At 39.4% G+C, this 17,768-nt stretch carries 17 protein-coding genes; 12 read left to right on the forward strand and 5 right to left on the reverse strand.

Going from position 1 to position 17,768, the window contains the following annotated elements:
* Position 1: 1 nt before the first annotated feature.
* The 11 genes from IE056_RS08505 to IE056_RS08555 all read left to right on the forward strand — a co-directional run bounded on the left by IE056_RS08505 (position 2) and on the right by IE056_RS08555 (position 9,059).
* Positions 2-394: a hypothetical protein gene (locus IE056_RS08505; RefSeq protein WP_189604284.1), complete on the forward strand. Its 393-nt coding sequence runs from the start codon at positions 2-4 to the stop codon at positions 392-394.
* A gap of 44 nt (positions 395-438) precedes the next feature.
* Positions 439-1,194, forward strand: coding sequence for a Fe-S cluster assembly ATPase SufC (gene sufC / locus IE056_RS08510; protein ID WP_189604285.1), 756 nt, complete (start codon positions 439-441; stop codon positions 1,192-1,194).
* Between the two features lie 80 nt (positions 1,195-1,274).
* Positions 1,275-2,588: a Fe-S cluster assembly protein SufD gene (sufD, locus tag IE056_RS08515; RefSeq protein WP_189604286.1), complete on the forward strand. Its 1,314-nt coding sequence runs from the start codon at positions 1,275-1,277 to the stop codon at positions 2,586-2,588.
* A 37-nt stretch (positions 2,589-2,625) separates the two neighbouring features.
* A complete protein-coding gene (locus IE056_RS08520) occupies positions 2,626-3,864 on the forward strand; it encodes an aminotransferase class V-fold PLP-dependent enzyme (protein WP_189604287.1) in 1,239 nt (412 codons plus the stop codon).
* 5 nt (positions 3,865-3,869) lie between these two features.
* Positions 3,870-4,271, forward strand: coding sequence for an META domain-containing protein (locus IE056_RS08525; protein WP_189604288.1), 402 nt, complete (start codon positions 3,870-3,872; stop codon positions 4,269-4,271).
* Between the two features lies 1 nt (position 4,272).
* Positions 4,273-4,701, forward strand: a complete 429-nt coding sequence (locus IE056_RS08530) for a SufE family protein (RefSeq protein WP_189604289.1) — start codon at positions 4,273-4,275, stop codon at positions 4,699-4,701.
* A 1-nt stretch (position 4,702) separates the two neighbouring features.
* Positions 4,703-5,026: an SUF system Fe-S cluster assembly protein gene (locus IE056_RS08535; protein ID WP_189604290.1), complete on the forward strand. Its 324-nt coding sequence runs from the start codon at positions 4,703-4,705 to the stop codon at positions 5,024-5,026.
* Positions 5,027-5,151: 125 nt separating this feature from the next.
* Entirely contained in the window at positions 5,152-5,655 is a 504-nt protein-coding gene (locus IE056_RS08540) for a DUF2480 family protein (RefSeq protein WP_189604291.1), read from the forward strand.
* Positions 5,656-5,663: 8 nt separating this feature from the next.
* On the forward strand, positions 5,664-6,563 hold the full coding sequence (locus IE056_RS08545) for a DUF3078 domain-containing protein (RefSeq protein WP_189604292.1): 900 nt from the start codon (positions 5,664-5,666) through the stop codon (positions 6,561-6,563).
* Positions 6,564-6,999: 436 nt separating this feature from the next.
* The gene (gene hflX / locus IE056_RS08550) at positions 7,000-8,223 is read left to right on the forward strand and encodes a GTPase HflX (RefSeq protein WP_189604293.1); all 1,224 of its coding nucleotides are present in this window, start codon (positions 7,000-7,002) and stop codon (positions 8,221-8,223) included.
* A gap of 104 nt (positions 8,224-8,327) precedes the next feature.
* Positions 8,328-9,059 carry a hypothetical protein gene (locus IE056_RS08555; RefSeq protein ID WP_189604294.1) on the forward strand — a complete coding sequence of 244 codons (732 nt, stop codon included), beginning with the start codon at positions 8,328-8,330 and terminating at the stop codon, positions 9,057-9,059.
* A gap of 416 nt (positions 9,060-9,475) precedes the next feature.
* On the opposite strand, the gene IE056_RS08560 is transcribed toward IE056_RS08555, so the two are convergent.
* The gene (locus tag IE056_RS08560; RefSeq protein ID WP_189604295.1) at positions 9,476-11,032 is read right to left on the reverse strand and encodes an NAD(P)/FAD-dependent oxidoreductase; all 1,557 of its coding nucleotides are present in this window, start codon (positions 11,030-11,032) and stop codon (positions 9,476-9,478) included.
* 294 nt (positions 11,033-11,326) lie between these two features.
* On the opposite strand from IE056_RS08560, the gene IE056_RS18480 reads away from it, so the two are divergent.
* Positions 11,327-11,572, forward strand: coding sequence for an endonuclease/exonuclease/phosphatase family protein (locus IE056_RS18480; RefSeq protein ID WP_308427620.1), 246 nt, complete (start codon positions 11,327-11,329; stop codon positions 11,570-11,572).
* Positions 11,573-11,746: 174 nt separating this feature from the next.
* Here the strand turns inward: IE056_RS18480 and IE056_RS08570 are convergent, their stop codons facing one another.
* The 4 genes from IE056_RS08570 to pgi all read right to left on the reverse strand — a co-directional run bounded on the left by IE056_RS08570 (position 11,747) and on the right by pgi (position 17,766).
* The gene (locus IE056_RS08570) at positions 11,747-12,187 is read right to left on the reverse strand and encodes a hypothetical protein (protein WP_189604297.1); all 441 of its coding nucleotides are present in this window, start codon (positions 12,185-12,187) and stop codon (positions 11,747-11,749) included.
* Between the two features lie 90 nt (positions 12,188-12,277).
* A complete protein-coding gene (locus tag IE056_RS08575; RefSeq protein WP_189604298.1) occupies positions 12,278-13,402 on the reverse strand; it encodes a hypothetical protein in 1,125 nt (374 codons plus the stop codon).
* A gap of 12 nt (positions 13,403-13,414) precedes the next feature.
* Complete coding sequence (locus IE056_RS08580) at positions 13,415-15,946, reverse strand: TonB-dependent receptor (RefSeq protein ID WP_189604299.1); 2,532 nt, start codon at positions 15,944-15,946, stop codon at positions 13,415-13,417.
* 188 nt (positions 15,947-16,134) lie between these two features.
* Positions 16,135-17,766: a glucose-6-phosphate isomerase gene (gene pgi, locus IE056_RS08585; RefSeq protein ID WP_189604300.1), complete on the reverse strand. Its 1,632-nt coding sequence runs from the start codon at positions 17,764-17,766 to the stop codon at positions 16,135-16,137.
* Positions 17,767-17,768: the final 2 nt, after the last annotated feature.

Genomic DNA, 17,768 nt, shown 5'->3' on the forward strand with positions numbered 1-17,768 from the left:
TATGAAAGAGAAGGTTTTAGCATTACTACTTTGTTTGTTCCTGTTTTCCGCTTGTGGAGATTCGGGTGATGATGAAATGGAAAGCATGGAACCAGAGGCTGTTGCAGACAGCATCCCTACCCTGGAAGGGCAATTCATATTCCTTTCAAATGAAGCAATACTTAAAGGAGAAAGTTTCATTTATGGGGTGGCTATAGATTCTGTTTCTCTGAATCTTGCCGAAAAGGTAAAACCATTCAAAAATGAAAGTTTTGATATGGTACCCGTAAAAGTGAAAGCCAAAATCCTGAAGAACAGTAGTACCAGGGGTTGGAATGAAACTATAGAAATTAGGGAAGTACTGGAATTACCGGAAAGTAAACCGGCTTCAGAAAAAGAAGCTTTTGAAGAATAAAATTTAGGAAATACCTGGAGAACAGGAAATATTCAATAGAAATTATGCTTAAAATAAAGAATTTACACGCTAAAGTAGAAGGCCTTAAAATATTAAAAGGTATTAACCTGGAAATTAATCCGGGAGAGATTCACGCTATCATGGGGCCCAATGGATCGGGAAAAAGTACCCTTTCATCTGTGATTGCAGGAAAAGAGGAATATGAAGTGACGCGTGGGGAGATTAACTTTGAAGGAGAAGATCTTACAGAATTTGATGCGGAAGAAAGAGCACACAAAGGAGTTTTCCTTTCGTTCCAGTATCCTGTTGAAATTCCCGGAGTGTCTGTAACAAACTTTATGAGAGCTGTGATCAATGCCAACAGAAAAGCAAAGGGCATGCAAGATATGCCGGCCAATGAAATGCTTAAGTTGATTAGAGACAAATCTGAACTTCTTGAGATCGACCGTAAGTTTTTATCCCGTTCTCTCAATGAAGGATTTTCCGGTGGGGAGAAGAAAAGAAATGAGATCTTCCAGATGGCGATGCTTGAGCCGAAATTAGCTATTCTTGATGAAACAGATTCCGGACTGGATATTGATGCTCTTAGAATCGTTGCAAACGGAGTGAACAAACTGAGACGGCCAGACAATGCTACCTTAGTGATCACTCACTACCAAAGATTACTGGATTATATCATTCCGGATTTTGTACACGTAATGGTGGACGGAAAGATCGTAAAATCCGGAACCAAAGAGCTTGCAAAAGAGCTTGAAGTAAAAGGTTACGACTGGCTGAAAGAAGAAGTGAGCGCCTCATAGACTCAGTTGCAAAAACTGAACATAAAGAAGCTTACAAAATATATTTTCCGGTTAACGGAAAAGGACAATTTGATATTGATATGGAATTAAAAGATAAATTATTATCCTCTTTTCTAGCTTTTGAAGAGCAGGTGAATATGCATTCTGAAGTGCATGATATACGAAGTCGTGCCATTAAAGATTTTGATGATTTGGGTTTTCCCTCTAAAAAGCAGGAAGCATGGAAATACACTTCTTTAAATAAAATTTTAAAGCACGATTACACTGTTTTCCCTAAAAAGGAGGATGCGATTGATTATCGGGATGTTGAGAAATATTTTATCGACGACATCGACACTTATAAAATTGTGTTTGTTGACGGGATTTATTCTTCTCACCTTTCGGCTACCACTCATGAAAAAATAGATGCATGTCTTATGTCTTCGGCTATGAACAGTCCAAAGTATAAGGCGGTAATAGACAATTATTTTAACAAAGTAGCACCAAAAGAAAGCCTAACTTCCCTGAACACAGCTTTTTCAAGGGAAGGAGCCTACATTAATATTCCGAAGAACACGATGGCCGACAAGCCTATACAAGTGGTGAATTTCTCTACCGGAAATGAAGCTGCTTTGCTTGTACAACCCCGAAATTTGATCGTGGTGGGTGAAAATTCCCATGTTCAGATCATTGAACGTCATCAAAGCCTTTCTGATAATCCGGTATTGACAAATTCAGTGACAGAGATCTTTGCTGATAAACGTGCAGTTGTGGACTATTATAAGATCCAGAATGACAGAAAATCTGCTTCTATGGTAGATAACACTTTTATTGAACAGCACCGTGAAAGCTTTTGCTCTGTTCATACATTTTCCTTTGGCGGAAACATTACAAGGAACAATCTTAACTTCTATCAAAAAGGAGAACGCATAGATTCTACTTTAAAGGGAATTACGGTGATAGAAGGAAACCAACATGTAGATCACAATACATTGGTTCATCACCAGGAGCCTAACTGTGAAAGTCATCAGGATTACAAAGGTGTCTTCGGAGAAAACTCCACAGGGGTCTTTAACGGTAAAATACTGGTAGATAAAAAAGCACAAAAAACCAACGCTTTTCAATCCAACAATAACATTTTGTTAGACGATAAAGCCACCATTAACTCAAAGCCCCAACTGGAGATCTTTGCAGATGATGTAAAATGTAGTCATGGTTGTACCATTGGTCAGCTTGACGAAGATGCGTTGTTTTATTTACGTTCCCGTGGAATTCCGGCGAAAGAAGCACGTGCATTGTTAATGTATGCTTTTGCCAATAATGTACTGGAAAGTGTAAAGATTCCGGAAATTAAAAGAAAAATCAATAAGATCATCGCCAATAAACTGGGCGTAAGCATCGGATTCAATCTCTAATAACCGAAGTTCCAACATCTCTTAATTTACTTCTGAAATGAAAATTGCTGCTGAAAAAAATATTTTTGACGTCGAATCTATCCGGAAGGATTTTCCTATTCTTTCCCGCAAGGTGAACGGATATCCGCTGGTGTATTTTGACAATGCAGCAACCTCTCAAACACCTCAGCAGGTAATTGATGCCATTTCAGATTATTACACAGGTTATAATGCAAATATCCACAGAGGTGTTCACACATTGTCACAGGAGGCAACAGATGCTTATGAAGGTGCGAGGCAAAAAGTTCAGCAACATTTCAACGCTGAAAAAAGTCATGAGATCATATTTACTTCAGGAACCACACACGCCATTAATCTTGTAGCACATGGTTTTGGTTCATTACTTTCCAAAGGTGATGAAATTCTGGTTTCTGCACTGGAGCATCATTCCAACATCGTTCCCTGGCAAATGCTATGCGAACGCACCGGAGCAGTGATGAAAGTTATTCCCATGAATGACAACGGGATGTTGCAAATGGATCAATTTGAAGAATTACTTTCAGAAAAAACAAAGCTTGTATTTTTAAACCACGTTTCCAATGCATTGGGAACTATAAATCCGGTGAGAGAAATCATTCAGAAAGCACATACTAAAGGAGCAGCTGTTCTGCTTGATGGAGCACAGGCTGCCCCTCATATAAAAGCAGATGTACAGGAACTGGATGTAGATTTCTACGTCGTTTCAGGACATAAAATGTGTGGTCCTACAGGAGTTGGGATACTATATGGAAAAGAAGAATGGCTGGAAAAACTTCCTCCATATCAGGGTGGTGGTGAAATGATCGCAACAGTGACTTTTGAAAAAACCACCTATGCAGGTCTGCCACATAAATTTGAAGCCGGAACCCCCAATATTTGCGGCGGAATTGCTTTTGGAGCAGCATTGGATTACCTGAACAATATTGGTTTTGAAAAAATTGCGGCATACGAACATGAATTACTGGAGTATGCCACAGAAAAATTACTGGAAATTCAAGATCTAAGAATTTACGGAATTTCAAAAGAGAAAACGGCCGTGATCTCTTTTAATATTGGCGAAATTCATCCCTATGACATAGGCACCATTGTAGATAAACTGGGAATTGCGGTCCGAACAGGGCATCACTGCGCCCAGCCTATTATGGATTACTATAAAATCCCGGGAACAGTAAGAGCTTCTTTTGCATTCTATAATACTAAAGAAGAAATAGATACCTTTGTAGAAGCAGTGAAAAAGGCAAAAACCATGTTATCTTAATTGATATGAGAGCTCTCCTGTTCATTTTGGCGGTAATATTTTCAGTATCCTGTGCTAATACCGCAGATACTGTTTCAGATGAAGTTCTGGACGGGGAATATCAATTAACAGGATTACGCGGGAATTCTTTTTCCGAAGAGATCGTTTTCAGTTTTAATCCTATTGGTAATATCATTTCGGGAAATACCGGCTGCAATCAGTTTTCGGCTAATTTCTATCAGGAAGGCAGGGATGTGAATTTCACTACGCCTATAAGTACCAGGAAATACTGCGAAGGTAAAATGAAAACCGAACAGCGAATACTGGAATCCTTTGAAGAAGCTACAAAATTTATTCGTACAGGAGATGAATTCACCTTCTTTTCCGAAGGGAACAGACCTCTAATTACGTTAACTAAATCGAATTAAAGTGAGTAACAATATAAAAGAGATACAGGAAGAAATTGTAGATGAATTTGCACTTTTCGATGATTGGATGCAACGTTATGAGCATATGATCGAATTGGGAAAATCTCTTCCACTAATTGACGAAAAATATAAAACTGAAGATAATCTCATTATGGGTTGTCAAAGTAAGGTTTGGGTACATGCTGAAATGAAGAACGAAAAATTGATCTTCACTGCAGATAGTGATGCCATTATCACCAAGGGTATCATTGCCGTGTTGATAAGATCTTTTTCAAACCAACACCCGAAGGATATTATTGATGCAGATACCCAATTCATTGATGAAATTGGATTAAAAGAACACCTTTCGCCCACCCGTGCCAACGGATTGGTGAGTATGATCAAGCAGCTAAAAATGTATGCTGTAGCATACCAAACACAATTGAATTAAGATGGAACACGCAGAGAACTCAGAGGAATTAGGAGAGAAAATTGTAAGGGTATTAAAGACCATTTATGATCCCGAAATTCCGGTAGATATATACGAATTGGGCCTTATCTATGACGTTATGGTCAATGAAGATGATGAGGTTAAAATATTAATGACGCTTACTACCCCAAACTGTCCGGTAGCAGAATCTTTACCACAGGAAGTTGAAGAAAGAGTAAAGTCACTTGATGAGGTCAAAGACGCAGAGGTGGAGATTACTTTTGACCCGCCATGGACGCAGGAGCTTATGAGCGAAGAAGCCAAACTGGAACTCGGAATGTTGTAATTGTAAATTACACTTCACAAGATTTTGCAAAAATTCAGGAGACAGGGTTTACATTGTATAAACTCCGAATTCTGAATTTTTATTTGGGGATTTGTGGTAAAAATAGCCGAAAAAAAGGAAAAATTATGTCAGCAGAAATAGTAAACAGAATTGCGAATAGCAAGTTGATAACCTTTGACCTGGAAGATCATTATCCAAAGGGGGAAAGAGTTCTTTTTGATATCAAAGACTGGTTGCTGGAAGGATTTGTGCTGCGGGAGAAAGATTTCCGGGAAGCAGCAAAACATCATGACTGGTCAATTTATCAGGATAAATTTGTTGCCTTACATTGTTCAACAGATGCCATTATTCCAGGTTGGGCATATATGCTTCTTACCACTTATCTATCTCCATATTCAAAAAAAGTAGTGGTAGGAGACCTGGAAACCTTAAACAGTATTTTATACGCAGAGGTTATTGATAAGCTTGATGTATCTGAATATAAGGACAAACCAGTTATTGTTAAAGGCTGCTCCAACAAACCTGTGCCGCAAAATGCTTACATACAGCTTATTGAAAAATTACAGCCTGTGGCGCGAAGCCTTATGTACGGGGAAGCCTGTTCTTCTGTTCCACTCTTTAAAAAATAAACGGGTATATGTACAAGTGGGTTATTTCTGCAATTCTTTTCTTCGGAATTTATTCGGGTCAGGCTCAGGAAGATGCGGAGGAAGATGAAGAAACGAGAGAATGGTCTTCAGAAGGTAAATTTCAGATCCTTTTTAATCAGTCGGCATTTAATAAAGAATGGACCGGCGGCGGAACTTCCAGTATTGCCGGAAATGCAACTTTAGACTACGATTTCAATTACCGGAAAGATGATATCACCTGGGGCACAAAGATCCTTGCCAACTACGGACTCACACGTACTGAAGCCAGCGATTACTTCCGGAAAACCAGCGACCGACTCGAAATTAATTCTACTGTTGGAAAACAGCTGAAAGAATCATACTGGTTTTATTCCTTTTTCACCAACTTTAGAACTCAGATCGACAAAGGCTATCAATACGCCAATAACCCCGACACCGGGGAAGAATCCAGAACCGAATTCACCACTTTTCTTTCCCCTGCTTACCTCCAGTTCGGACCTGGGATTATGTGGAAAAAGAATGAAGATTTCTTTTTCAATATCGCCCCTTCCACTGCCAGATTTATTTTTGTAGATGCGCGATTTACAAGCAGTGAAAATTATGAGGACGGAAGGTATTTTGGGATTTCCAAAGGAGAATCCACACGATTTGAATGGGGTGCATCCCTCACAGGATATGGAAAATTCGAAATTATTGAGAATGTTGTTATGGAAAACACACTGAGTCTGTATTCCAATTATCTCGAAAATGCCGATAATGTAGACCTTGATTATCTTCTTAACCTTGAAATGGGGGTCAACAGCTTCCTAACCACTAACCTTATATTTCAGGCAATCTATGATGATAATGCCGTGGGTGCTTTTCAGATAAGGGAAGTATTTGGTTTAGGTTTCAACATTGAATTTTAATCAGGTTACCCCTTGTAACTTTCCTTTTCTCTTGTTGAATGAAAACCACAAATTCACGGATAATCATTTATTATTTGCTTCCTTCCGTGAGGATTAGATGCAAACGAACCCATTCCTTTGCCTTAGAATTTTCTTTTCGGAATTTGTAGAAAAAGAACATTCGTGCATTCGCGGCAAATTTCAGGAAATATTGATATTTCTCGAAAGCAACTAATTCCACGAATAATTATAGAATAATAGTAATCACAGGTTTGTTCATTCTTCCTGAAAGATATTATTACTAATTTAATCCTTCCAAAAATTTAAAGTTTCGGTAAAGAGAACTTTTAAATATTTGCGGCATATTTGAATATTAAATTTAATATTAAAGGCTGCTCTTCTCGACGAAATTAATAGCAATCATTTATGTAACTTTGTAGTAAAAGCAAAACATTCTATGCTAGAAAAGAACAATTTAGAATATGAGAAGGTTGTTTTAATAGGAATCGTTTCCAGGGAACAGGATGAAGAAAAACTAAAGGAATATCTGGATGAGCTGGAATTCCTCACTTATACTGCCGGTGGCGAGGTACAAAAGAGGTTTTCACAAAAACTTGACATGCCCAATCCCAAGACTTTTATTGGAACAGGGAAAATGGAAGAAGTTCGGTTGTATGTCTCTGAAAACGAAATTGGAACTGCCATTTTTGATGACGAACTTTCTCCTGCACAACAAAAGAACATTGAAAAGATCCTTCAGTGCAAAGTACTCGACAGAACTAATTTAATTCTAGATATTTTTGCCCAAAGGGCACAGACCAGCTATGCCCGCACACAAGTAGAACTGGCGCAATACCAATATTTACTCCCCAGACTTGCGGGAATGTGGACTCACCTTGAAAGACAGCGTGGTGGGATTGGAATGCGTGGGCCCGGAGAAACAGAAATTGAAACTGACCGCCGGATTGTTCGGGATAAAATAGCACTTCTTAAAAAGAAACTGGAAACCATCGATAAACAGATGGAGGTACAGCGCGGAAACCGAGGACAATTAGTGCGGGTTGCCCTTGTAGGTTACACCAACGTGGGAAAATCCACCTTAATGAATGTGATTAGCAAAAGTAAAGTTTTCGCCGAAAACAAGCTTTTTGCCACACTCGATACCACAGTAAGAAAAGTTGTAATTCGCAATTTACCTTTCCTGTTAACCGATACCGTAGGATTCATTAGGAAATTACCGACCCAACTGGTAGAGTCTTTTAAATCTACCTTAGATGAAGTAAGAGAAGCCGATTTACTCCTGCACGTGGTGGACATCTCTCACCCCAACTTTGAAGAACATATAGCTTCCGTGAATCAGACGCTTTCTGAAATTAAAGGAGCAGACAAACCAACTTTAATGGTATTCAATAAGATCGACAATTATGTTGCTGAACAAATTGAAGAAGACGATCTGATGACCGAAAGAACCGAATCCCATTATACTCTGGACGACTGGAGAAATACATGGATGAACAGGCTGGGAGACAATGTGCTTTTCATTTCGGCCCTCAACAAGGAGAATATGGAAGAATTCAGAAGGAAAGTATATGAAGCCGTTCGTGAGATCCACATCACAAGGTTTCCGTATAACAATTTCCTGTACCCCGAATATGATACGTATGGGGAAGAGGAAGAATAGGTTCAATACACAACAAAATTTTATAAGCCTTGCAGATATCATAATTTGTAAGGCTTTCTATTTTTAAAATTTACTATTTTTAATCACCTATTAAACCACTGATTATGAAAAAGTTATTTTTACTCGGCTTTTTATTTTTCTTCGGAATCATTTCTGCTCAGGATATCGAAGGCTCATGGAAACTTATTGAAAAAGAGGGACAATGGGTAACAGATGAAGAAACAGTACGTATTTACCAGGATGGATACTTCGCTTACGGAACAAAAGAAAAAGCTACAGATGCATTTGTAAAAGCAGCTGGCGGAGAATATTCACTGAACGAATCATTTTACCAGGAAACTCAGGATTTCAATACTGAAAAACCTGAAAAAATTGGTAAGACAAGTCAGTTTGAATTTGGCGTACAGGGAGATAAACTAAAGATTTGGAATGACGAGTATTCTGAAGTGTGGGAAAGAATTTCTGAAAGAGATGATGATCTAAATGGAAACTGGGTAATCACGGGAAGAATGCGGGATGGAGAAATCCGCCACAGCACCCCGGGAGCAAGAAGAACTATAAAAATCCTTGGAGGCGGAAGGTTTCAGTGGGTGGCATTTAATTCTGAAACTAAGGAATTCAGCGGTACAGGCGGCGGTACCTATTCTGCTGAAAATGGAAAATACACCGAAAACATTGAATTCTTTTCAAGAGACGACAGTCGTGTAGGAGCCAACCTGGAATTCGAATATGAAGTAAAAGACGGAGAATGGTACCACAGCGGAAAAAGTTCAAAAGGTGATCCTATTTATGAAATCTGGTCTCCTTACGAAGAGGCGTATAAGAAGGGACAATAGTTATTGATTAGACCTCACAGGTCTCGTAGACCTGTGAGGTCTCTACACCTTCGATTTCTAATTATTTTTTATCGATCATCTTTTCTTCTTTCTCCTCCATTTGCTGAACGGATTCAAACAAACCTTTCTGCATTTTTCCTTGAACCCAATAGATGTATTGTTTCCATGACAAAATAATATTCATCAAGGGAAATTATGACGGCACCTTTGCCTTTGCTCTTCCCCCCTTTTGATCACAAAGGTTTCACTTTTCTTCTCAACGTCATCAAGAAGTTTGTCAAGCTGTGCACGAAATTCGGAACCATTTACAACAATCACAGTTAGCTGAATTCTATAACTTAAAGATAAAACAAAAACAAATTCAATAGTAGACCTCTCAGGTTTTAAAAACCTGAGAGGTATCTTGTTTAAACAATTTAATTTTTCATCGCACCCACAGCCTTCTCAGCACATTTTTCACCGTCTATAGCCGCAGAAACGATTCCGCCGGCATAGCCTGCGCCTTCGCCACACGGGTATAATCCTTTGATCTGAACGTGCTCCAGAGTTTCCCTGTCCCTCGGAATACGCACAGGCGAAGAAGTCCGGGATTCCGTTGCGTGGACTACAGCTTCATTGGTGTAGTATCCTCTCATACTTTTCCCAAATTCCTGAAATCCCTTTTGTAGGGTTCTGTAAATGAATTCCGGAAGTATACTGCCCAGTTCTACCGAAGCGATTCCTGGTTTATAGGAAGATTCCGGAAGGTCTGCAGAGAGTTTTCCGTTACTGAAATCCACCATTCGCTGTGCGGGTGCCGTTTGTGTTTTTCCACCTTCCAGCCAGGCTTTCTGTTCCACCTGCTTCTGAAAATTTAATGCTGCAAGAGGAGAATTTCCGAAGATCTTATAATCCTCCGGGCGAACTTCCACCACAATTCCGGAATTGGCCGTAGGTTGATCCCGCCTGCTTGGCGACCAGCCGTTGGTAACAATTTCTCCCGGAGAGGTGGCACAGGGTGCAATGATCCCACCTGGGCACATACAGAAGGAATACACTCCCCGACCTTCCACTTGTTTTACCAAACTATAAGCCGATGGCGGCAAAAACTCTCCTCTGTCTTTCCTATTGTACTGGATCTTATCTATCAACACCTGAGGATGCTCTATTCGCACTCCCAGCGCAAAAGATTTTGCTTCAATAAGAATATCTTTTTTATGCAGCAGCTCAAAAATATCCCTTGCTGAATGTCCGGTAGCTAAAATCAGTTTCTTTGCAGGAATTTTTGTTCCGGTCGCGAGGGCTACTCCGGCTACTTCATTATTCCTTACCTCAATATCTACTACCCGTGATTCAAAAAGCACTTCTCCCCCATTGTCAAGAATGGTTTTTGTCATCTCCTGGATGATTCCCGGTAACTTGTTTGTCCCGATATGCGGATGCGCTTCCACCAGAATCTGATCGGTCGCACCAAAGGCAACAAATAGCTCCAGGATCCGGTTGACGTCTCCGCGTTTTTTGCTTCGGGTGTAGAGCTTTCCGTCGGAATAAGTTCCGGCGCCACCTTCTCCAAAACAGTAGTTGGAATCCTCGTTGACAATGTGCTCAATATTGAGTTTTTTCAGGTCCCGACGTCGCGCCCTCACATCCTTTCCACGTTCAAGGACTATGGGTTTTTTTCCTAGTTCGATGCAACGCAAAGCCGCAAACAATCCTGCCGGACCTGCACCAATAATTATAACTTCTTCGGCACCTGTAACATTCCTGTAATTGGGAAGTGACGGTTTCTGTTCTTTAAAATCCTCCTGAACAAAAACCAACACTCGTAGGTTCACTTTTATCGCTTTCTGCCGGGCATCAATGCTCCTTTTCAGGATTCTGATGTGTGAAATTTCATGCAGGGAAATTTCAGCATGTTTAGAAACAAATTGTTTTAAAGCTTCCTGATTTCCTGCTGTTTCGGGTGGTACCTGTATATTGTATTCGTGCTGCATTTGTATATTTAGAATGCTGCAAATATAACTGATTCACCTTTGCTATAAGAATACTGAATTTCACTTCCTCTGGTTCAATTAATCCGAAGTGACTAAAACATCATCCAGTTCATAGATCCCGTCGTAGTGCGGCAAATCACTTCCGGTGAATTTGAAGGCTATGTAACCTGTTCCTTCGGCACAGGAAAGATCCACTTTTCCGGAGGAAAACCAGTCGGATAAAAGATCTTTATAATCCTATGGCATCCTTTTCCAAAAAAGCACTGGGAGTTCGGCTACAGAGATGGCTAGAATATTTGTGAACAGATCATTCCTTCTAAACCATTTCTTGAAAAGGATTATTCCTCCTTTCAATTTTACCGGGCGAACATAGCAAATGATAATTTTCTGGTGACGACTTCAGGGCAGTACAAAGACTATCCTTTCAGGAGTTTTGGGTATAGCGGATACACGGGAGAATATTCAGATCATTTTCCGGTGTACATTTATCTTATCAAGGAGAGTAACGGTTCAGAATTATTTTCTGAAACCGAAGATTAAAAATAGAACCTCTATTCCTGAAACTTTCCTATTACTACTGCTCCTTCAGAAGCAAAAAAACCGGAAACAGATCATTCATTTTAGAAGAGTCTGTTCCCGGTTTTTTGTTTTGTTCATCAGTACGCTTCATTTACTTTAAAACATGGAGAAAGGTAAATAAAGACTAAGATTTCTCTAGCTCAGCCAGGTCGCCCACGGTATTCTGGAAAGAACAAATAATAATCCGAGGGTATAAAAAATGGCCAGCATTTTAAACTTAGGGTTTGATGTAAGTTTCTTTTTGTGCTTGGAATAACCTATAGTGATCAAAACTACTGCAATGATCATCATTAACGGGTGTTCCACAATGTATAGCCGCAAGGTACTGTCACCCATCACTTCACCCATTCCGCTATTTAAAAGCACCTGAAAATATGGCGCGACAAAGAATAAAACTATACCTATTAGCAGCTGAATATGGGAAACGATTAAAGTAAAGAGAGAAATACGGAAATCATTTGCGTTGTAATCTCTTTTAGTAAAGAGCCCGATCAAAGCATTGACCGATGCAATAATTAGTACTAATACTACAAGATAAGCCCACCAGGAATGAATAAAGTATACGGTTGAATACATAAGATTAATTTTATTTGTAAAGGTAGTTTTTTTACACAAAAAAACCGCCCCTTTTTGAGGGGCGGTACTAATAAATATGAAGATAGAATTCTATTGATTAAGAATCCACTCACCGTCTTGTTTAATAACATTCAGGGATTCAACACCTGCAGATCCATTGTATATCTCAAAATATACAACGTACTTCTGTCCTTCTTCGGCGTTTGAAGCAACATTATTCAATACAATGTTAACTGCTTCAAGAAGCATTTCATCGCTCCAGTAATTTCTGTTTCCTTCACGTCTGTCAAAATTCGCATAGTTTCCTGCACTCCAGGCAGGATCTGTATACTCGTCTGCAAGAGTTTCCCCAACCAGGCTGAAATCAGCTGCGGTCATAGTGTACAAAATAGTATTATCTGGCTCCCATTCATCACCGTTATGCCCAAACTGCAACGTAGTTGGAACTAAAGCACCCGGAACAGGTGCTGCCCAGGACGAACCATTGTAAGTAAATACTTCTACATACGTATTGGTAGATCCACTTGAATACATATCAAAAATAACAGCTACTTCATCGCCTTCTACAGCATACGGATTATTTAGTCCTAAGTAAGTAGCAATGTAACTCTGAGCATCTTCCCTGTTAGAAAAGTTAGGATAAGATTGACCCATGTCAGTATAATCTTCTCTCTCCAGTGTTACAGCAGGAGTCCATTGTTCATCTACAAGAACAAAGTTTGTTGTGCGTTCAGTAGTTGTTCCCGCGTAGTATTTGTAGGTTAATTCAACAACGTCTCCGGCAGTTGCATCAGCGTATTTCCAATCAAGAAATTTCTGCATATCATCGGCACTGTCAAAGTTACCATAGTTGAATCCCAGCTCCTCGTATTCTTCTTCAGTTACTTCATGTTCAGTACTGTTTTCTACCTCGGTCGCACGGTTAGGATGATAAATATCTATTGTTACATTAGCAATTGAACCTCTTCCCAAAACAGGATACAATTCAGATAAATATTCCGGAAGTAATTCGTTAGCCTCTTCAACAGAGTTGAAATTTCCATACTCCAAACCTAGAGCTTCGTAATCCTCGTCAGTCAAAGTATATTCCTGATTTCCGGCATTAGGTCTCGCCTCCAGTTCCGCGTCCACGTCCTCGTGAATGTCTTCCATAGGCTCACAACCGGTGAAGACCAGGCCTACTAACAACATTAAAAAATAAATTGAGTTTTTCATTTTATATTTTTTTTAGAATTTAATTTTTGCTCCAACATTGAAGGTTCTTCCAAACCCGTAGAAATATTGTCCGGAGTCACGTGCCACAGCAATATATTCGGTATCAAAAAGGTTGTTGATGTTCCCCATTAAAGTAGCATCAAATCCACCAAATTCAAAATCATGCGTTACACCGAAATCCACGAGACTGTATGCTGGCACTTCCCAAGATTGTCCAAGTTCCGGATTGTTTCGAGTGTTAGGATCAAAGTTTGTGTACAACTCATCAAAATAGTTGAAGTTAAGCCGGATGAAAGTTCCTTCGATAGCCTCATAATCTGCTCCTAAAGCAAATGTATTTTGCGCAGATCCACCTACTTTTAGATCTTCAATATAAAGATCTACTGTAGCAACCAATTCCTGTTCATCATTAAACAATTGAACTCCTGTTACATCATCCTGCCATCTCCAGTCACCTATTGAGCCCATCCCTGTAAAAGTAAGGTTTTCCCATGGTCTGTAAGAGAATTCAAGTTCCACACCCTGGTGAAGTGCATTCACACCTAAAATATTCGCAGAACCTGAGCTACCATCTGCATTCTGGAATGACTGAACCAAAGTTTTATCTCTCCAGTTAGTTCTGTATAGGTTAAGGTCTGCCCTGAAATTTGGGCTACGGAAACCATATCCAAGTTCAGCACTAAAGATTCTCTGGTTTTTGGCCTCATCATTAATATCATTTCGATAGTTTAAGAATACAGCATCAAAGAAAGGTGCTTTTTCGAAATATCCAATATTGGCAAAAATGTTATTGTTTTGATCAAGGTTGTAGTTAGCTCCACCTTTACCACTATATCCAAAGAAATTTTGGTAATCTGTTTCTCTTAAAGGATCTGTATCTAAATAGCTAAAGAAATCTTCTCTTTTATAACCAGTATTAGAAGCGGCTAAAGATATAAATGCAGAAAGATCGTCTTTTGAATATTCTGCCTGTGCAAAAGCTCCACCCCAAAGTACAGTTCCTTCATCATAATAATCAATTTTATCGCCCACCTGAGCCATCACTACAGGATTGTTTGCATCATCATCATCAAATACAAAACGGCCTCCTAATAGATCTGTTACTTCCGTATAATGTTCTCCAACATAATATCTCGCATCAATTCCTCCAATAAATTCAATATTATCTGTAATATCCGTAGAAAGTGTAGAAATTGCTCCATACCAGTTGTGGTTGTTTCTTGAAGCTCTTAAGTAGGTTTCAGAACCTAGTGCTCCACGAGCAACGTTCTCATCTACAATTCTATCTACATTTACGGGTTGAAGGTAGCCATCACGATATGGATTTGGGTTGTTGTAACTTCCAATTCCAAATTTGTTGACGCCTCCCCAGCCGCCGCCGCCACCTTGTCCAAAGGAAGCATACACAGCCGTAGATAAGGAAGTGATTTCTGAAATTGTCCAGTAGTGGTTAAGGGAAAGCTGTGGTTTGTGATAGAAGTTGTCTTCGATATGCACAACCTGACCGTCTCTGTAACCCCAGTCACGGTTAAATTTTGTTCCGCTCTCACTGTCTCTGTAAGTTTCAATAGATTCTGCGTTTTGACGCTGACCGTGATATTGTGGTGCTCCAAAAGCAGTGAAAGATAATTGGTGATCATCACCGAAATCTTTTGCAAGGTTTACGAAGTAAGAATAACCTTCAAACTGAGTTCCGTCAATATATCCGTTACCCGTAGTTCTGGATGCAGAAACTGTAGCTGCAAAACCATTATCAAGCAGACCTGTAGAAAGAGTGAAGCCATATTTCTGGTAACCATCGTTTCCGGTTGACATTAATATATTACCACCTTCAACGGCATCTGTAGTTTTGGTAAGGATATTTACAGTACCTCCAATAGATGGAACAGCAACCCGTGCAGCTCCTAATCCACGTTGCACCTGCATAGTACGGGTAACATCTGAAAGACCTGCCCAGTTACTCCAGTAAACACGACCGTTTTCCATGTCATTTACAGGAATACCATTGATCATTACTGCAATATTTTCTGAGTTAAAACCTCTTAACGTTAGTTCAGAATCACCGAAACCACCACCACCTTTGGTAGCATAAACACCAGGTGTAGAGCGCAAGATCTCAGGAAATTCCTGGTTTCCTAATCTAGTTTCAATTTCTTCTGCACGAATCGTAGAAACAGCTACAGGTGTTTTACGGTCAATTGCCAATGCATAGCTGGTAACAATTACCTCATCTAATGCATCTGCATCGGGAGACATTTGGATTTGACCTAGATCTACAGTAGCTCCGTTAGAAACGTTGAAGCTAATCACTTCTTTTACAAAGCCCAGAAAACTAATTTCTATAGTACCTGTTCCCTGCTGCACATTAAGACTGAATTCTCCGTTGAAGTCAGTAATAGCACCGTTATCGGTACCGGTGACCACTACGTTTGCACCCGGCAATGGAGCGTCCATTTCGGCATCTATTACCGTTCCGGTAATAGTCCCCTGAGCAAAAATTGTCGCTGATGTTAGAAACAACGCTAATGCTAATAATTTCCTCATTGTGTAATTTGTTAGTTTGAGTTTTAAAAGTTGATGCAAAAGAACGCATTTCCTGAAAAATAACCTTTAACTGAACGTTAAGATTTTTTTTCAAAAGTTCTCATCCAAAACTTTTTAACTAAAAATTACAAACAACTAATTATCATATACTTAACAAGTACATAACAATAGCTACATGAATAAAGAATCTAACTAAGGAAAAATTTTAACATTTTCTCTGTAGAAGAATCATGCTGTGCTACGTCATTTCCCTCTATCTCTTTCAAGATATTCGTTGCTAACTGTTTACCCAATTCCACTCCCCATTGATCATAACTGTATATATTCCAGATCACTCCCTGAACAAAGATTTTATGCTCATAAAGGGCTACAAGTTTCCCTAAACTTTCAGGTGTTAACTTATCAATAAGAATGCTGGTAGTCGGTTTATTTCCTGAAAATACTTTAAAAGGTGCAAGATGACCAATCTCTTCTTCGGAAACATTTTTTGCTTTTAACTCAGCTTCAACCGTGGCCGCATCTTTTCCCTGCAAAAGAGCTTCGGTTTGAGCGAAATAATTAGCCATAAGCTTGTTGTGGTGATCCTTATCTTCAAAAAGGGATTTTTTAAATCCGATGAATTCCGCAGGAATCAATTTTGTTCCCTGATGTATCAACTGAAAAAACGCATGCTGTGAATTTGTTCCGGGTTCACCCCAGATGATCGTTCCGGTTTGGTAATCTACAGGTTTTCCGTTACGGTCCACACTTTTACCGTTGCTTTCCATAATTGCCTGCTGAAGATATGCAGGCAAACGGTGCAGGTATTGTGAATAAGGTATAACCGCTTCAGATTCTGCCTTGAAAAAGTTATTATACCACACGCTTAAAAGTGCAAGTTGAACAGGAATATTCTGCTCAAAAGGAGTTTCTTTAAAATGCACATCCATCGCATTTGCCCCCTTCAGAAGTGATTCAAAATTAATAAATCCTACAGATAAACTGATGGAAAGACCCACTGCACTCCAAAGGGAGAATCTTCCTCCAACCCAGTCCCACATCGGGAAAATATTATCACTGTCGATCCCGAACTCCTGAACCGCCTCTACATTACTTGAAACGGCCACAAAATGTTTTGCCACAGCCTCCTGCGGCGCCTTTTTGGTAAACCAAGTTCTTATCGTGCTGGCATTAGACAAGGTTTCCTGGGTAGACCAGGATTTGGAAACCACTACAAAAAGAGTGGTTTCAGGATTTAAATTTTTTATAGCCTGATGAACATGATCCCCGTCTACATTGGAGACATAGTGCACATTCAAATGATTTTTATAGTACTCAAGTGATTCGGTGATCATCACAGGACCAAGGTCCGATCCTCCAATTCCAATATTTACGATGTCTGTAAAAGGAAGTCCTGTGTAACCTTTACGAGTACCGTCAATGACAGCCTCACTAAAATTTTTGATCTTTTCCTTTACTTCAAACACTTCAGGAATAATATTTTCACCATCCACTTTCACATTTGCGTCACTACCCTCTCTTAAAGCAGTATGCAAAACAGCCCTGCCCTCGGTCCTATTAATAGCTTCTCCTGAAAAATAAGAATCTACAGCATCTTTTAATTTAACCTCTTCAGTTAAAGACAAGAGGTGTGACTGTGTTTCTTTATCTATAATATTTTTACTGAAATCAACATAAAAATCTTCCCATTGAATACAAAATTCATCTGCACGACCGGGATTTTCTTTGAAGAGCTCCTTCATCTGAAAATCTTTTGCAGATTGAAAATGTTCTTCTAATTTTTTCCAGGCGTCTGTATGGGTTGGATTAATATTTTTCATTC

Source organism: Salinimicrobium marinum (assembly GCF_014651535.1).
Lineage (GTDB): Bacteria > Bacteroidota > Bacteroidia > Flavobacteriales > Flavobacteriaceae > Salinimicrobium > Salinimicrobium marinum.

What these genes read in the sequence shown, in the direction of transcription:
- IE056_RS08505 (WP_189604284.1), top strand. Translation starts at nt 2, where the DNA reads ATGAAAGAGAAGGTTTTAGCATTACTACTTTGTTTGTTCCTGTTTTCC.
- sufC (WP_189604285.1), top strand. Translation starts at nt 439, where the DNA reads ATGCTTAAAATAAAGAATTTACACGCTAAAGTAGAAGGCCTTAAAATA.
- sufD (WP_189604286.1), top strand. Translation starts at nt 1,275, where the DNA reads ATGGAATTAAAAGATAAATTATTATCCTCTTTTCTAGCTTTTGAAGAG.
- IE056_RS08520 (WP_189604287.1), top strand. Translation starts at nt 2,626, where the DNA reads ATGAAAATTGCTGCTGAAAAAAATATTTTTGACGTCGAATCTATCCGG.
- IE056_RS08525 (WP_189604288.1), top strand. Translation starts at nt 3,870, where the DNA reads ATGAGAGCTCTCCTGTTCATTTTGGCGGTAATATTTTCAGTATCCTGT.
- IE056_RS08535 (WP_189604290.1), top strand. Translation starts at nt 4,703, where the DNA reads ATGGAACACGCAGAGAACTCAGAGGAATTAGGAGAGAAAATTGTAAGG.
- IE056_RS08540 (WP_189604291.1), top strand. Translation starts at nt 5,152, where the DNA reads ATGTCAGCAGAAATAGTAAACAGAATTGCGAATAGCAAGTTGATAACC.
- IE056_RS08545 (WP_189604292.1), top strand. Translation starts at nt 5,664, where the DNA reads ATGTACAAGTGGGTTATTTCTGCAATTCTTTTCTTCGGAATTTATTCG.
- hflX (WP_189604293.1), top strand. Translation starts at nt 7,000, where the DNA reads ATGCTAGAAAAGAACAATTTAGAATATGAGAAGGTTGTTTTAATAGGA.
- IE056_RS08555 (WP_189604294.1), top strand. Translation starts at nt 8,328, where the DNA reads ATGAAAAAGTTATTTTTACTCGGCTTTTTATTTTTCTTCGGAATCATT.
- IE056_RS08560 (WP_189604295.1), bottom strand. Translation starts at nt 11,032, where the DNA reads ATGCAGCACGAATACAATATACAGGTACCACCCGAAACAGCAGGAAAT.
- IE056_RS08570 (WP_189604297.1), bottom strand. Translation starts at nt 12,187, where the DNA reads ATGTATTCAACCGTATACTTTATTCATTCCTGGTGGGCTTATCTTGTA.
- IE056_RS08575 (WP_189604298.1), bottom strand. Translation starts at nt 13,402, where the DNA reads ATGAAAAACTCAATTTATTTTTTAATGTTGTTAGTAGGCCTGGTCTTC.
- IE056_RS08580 (WP_189604299.1), bottom strand. Translation starts at nt 15,946, where the DNA reads ATGAGGAAATTATTAGCATTAGCGTTGTTTCTAACATCAGCGACAATT.
- pgi (WP_189604300.1), bottom strand. Translation starts at nt 17,766, where the DNA reads ATGAAAAATATTAATCCAACCCATACAGACGCCTGGAAAAAATTAGAA.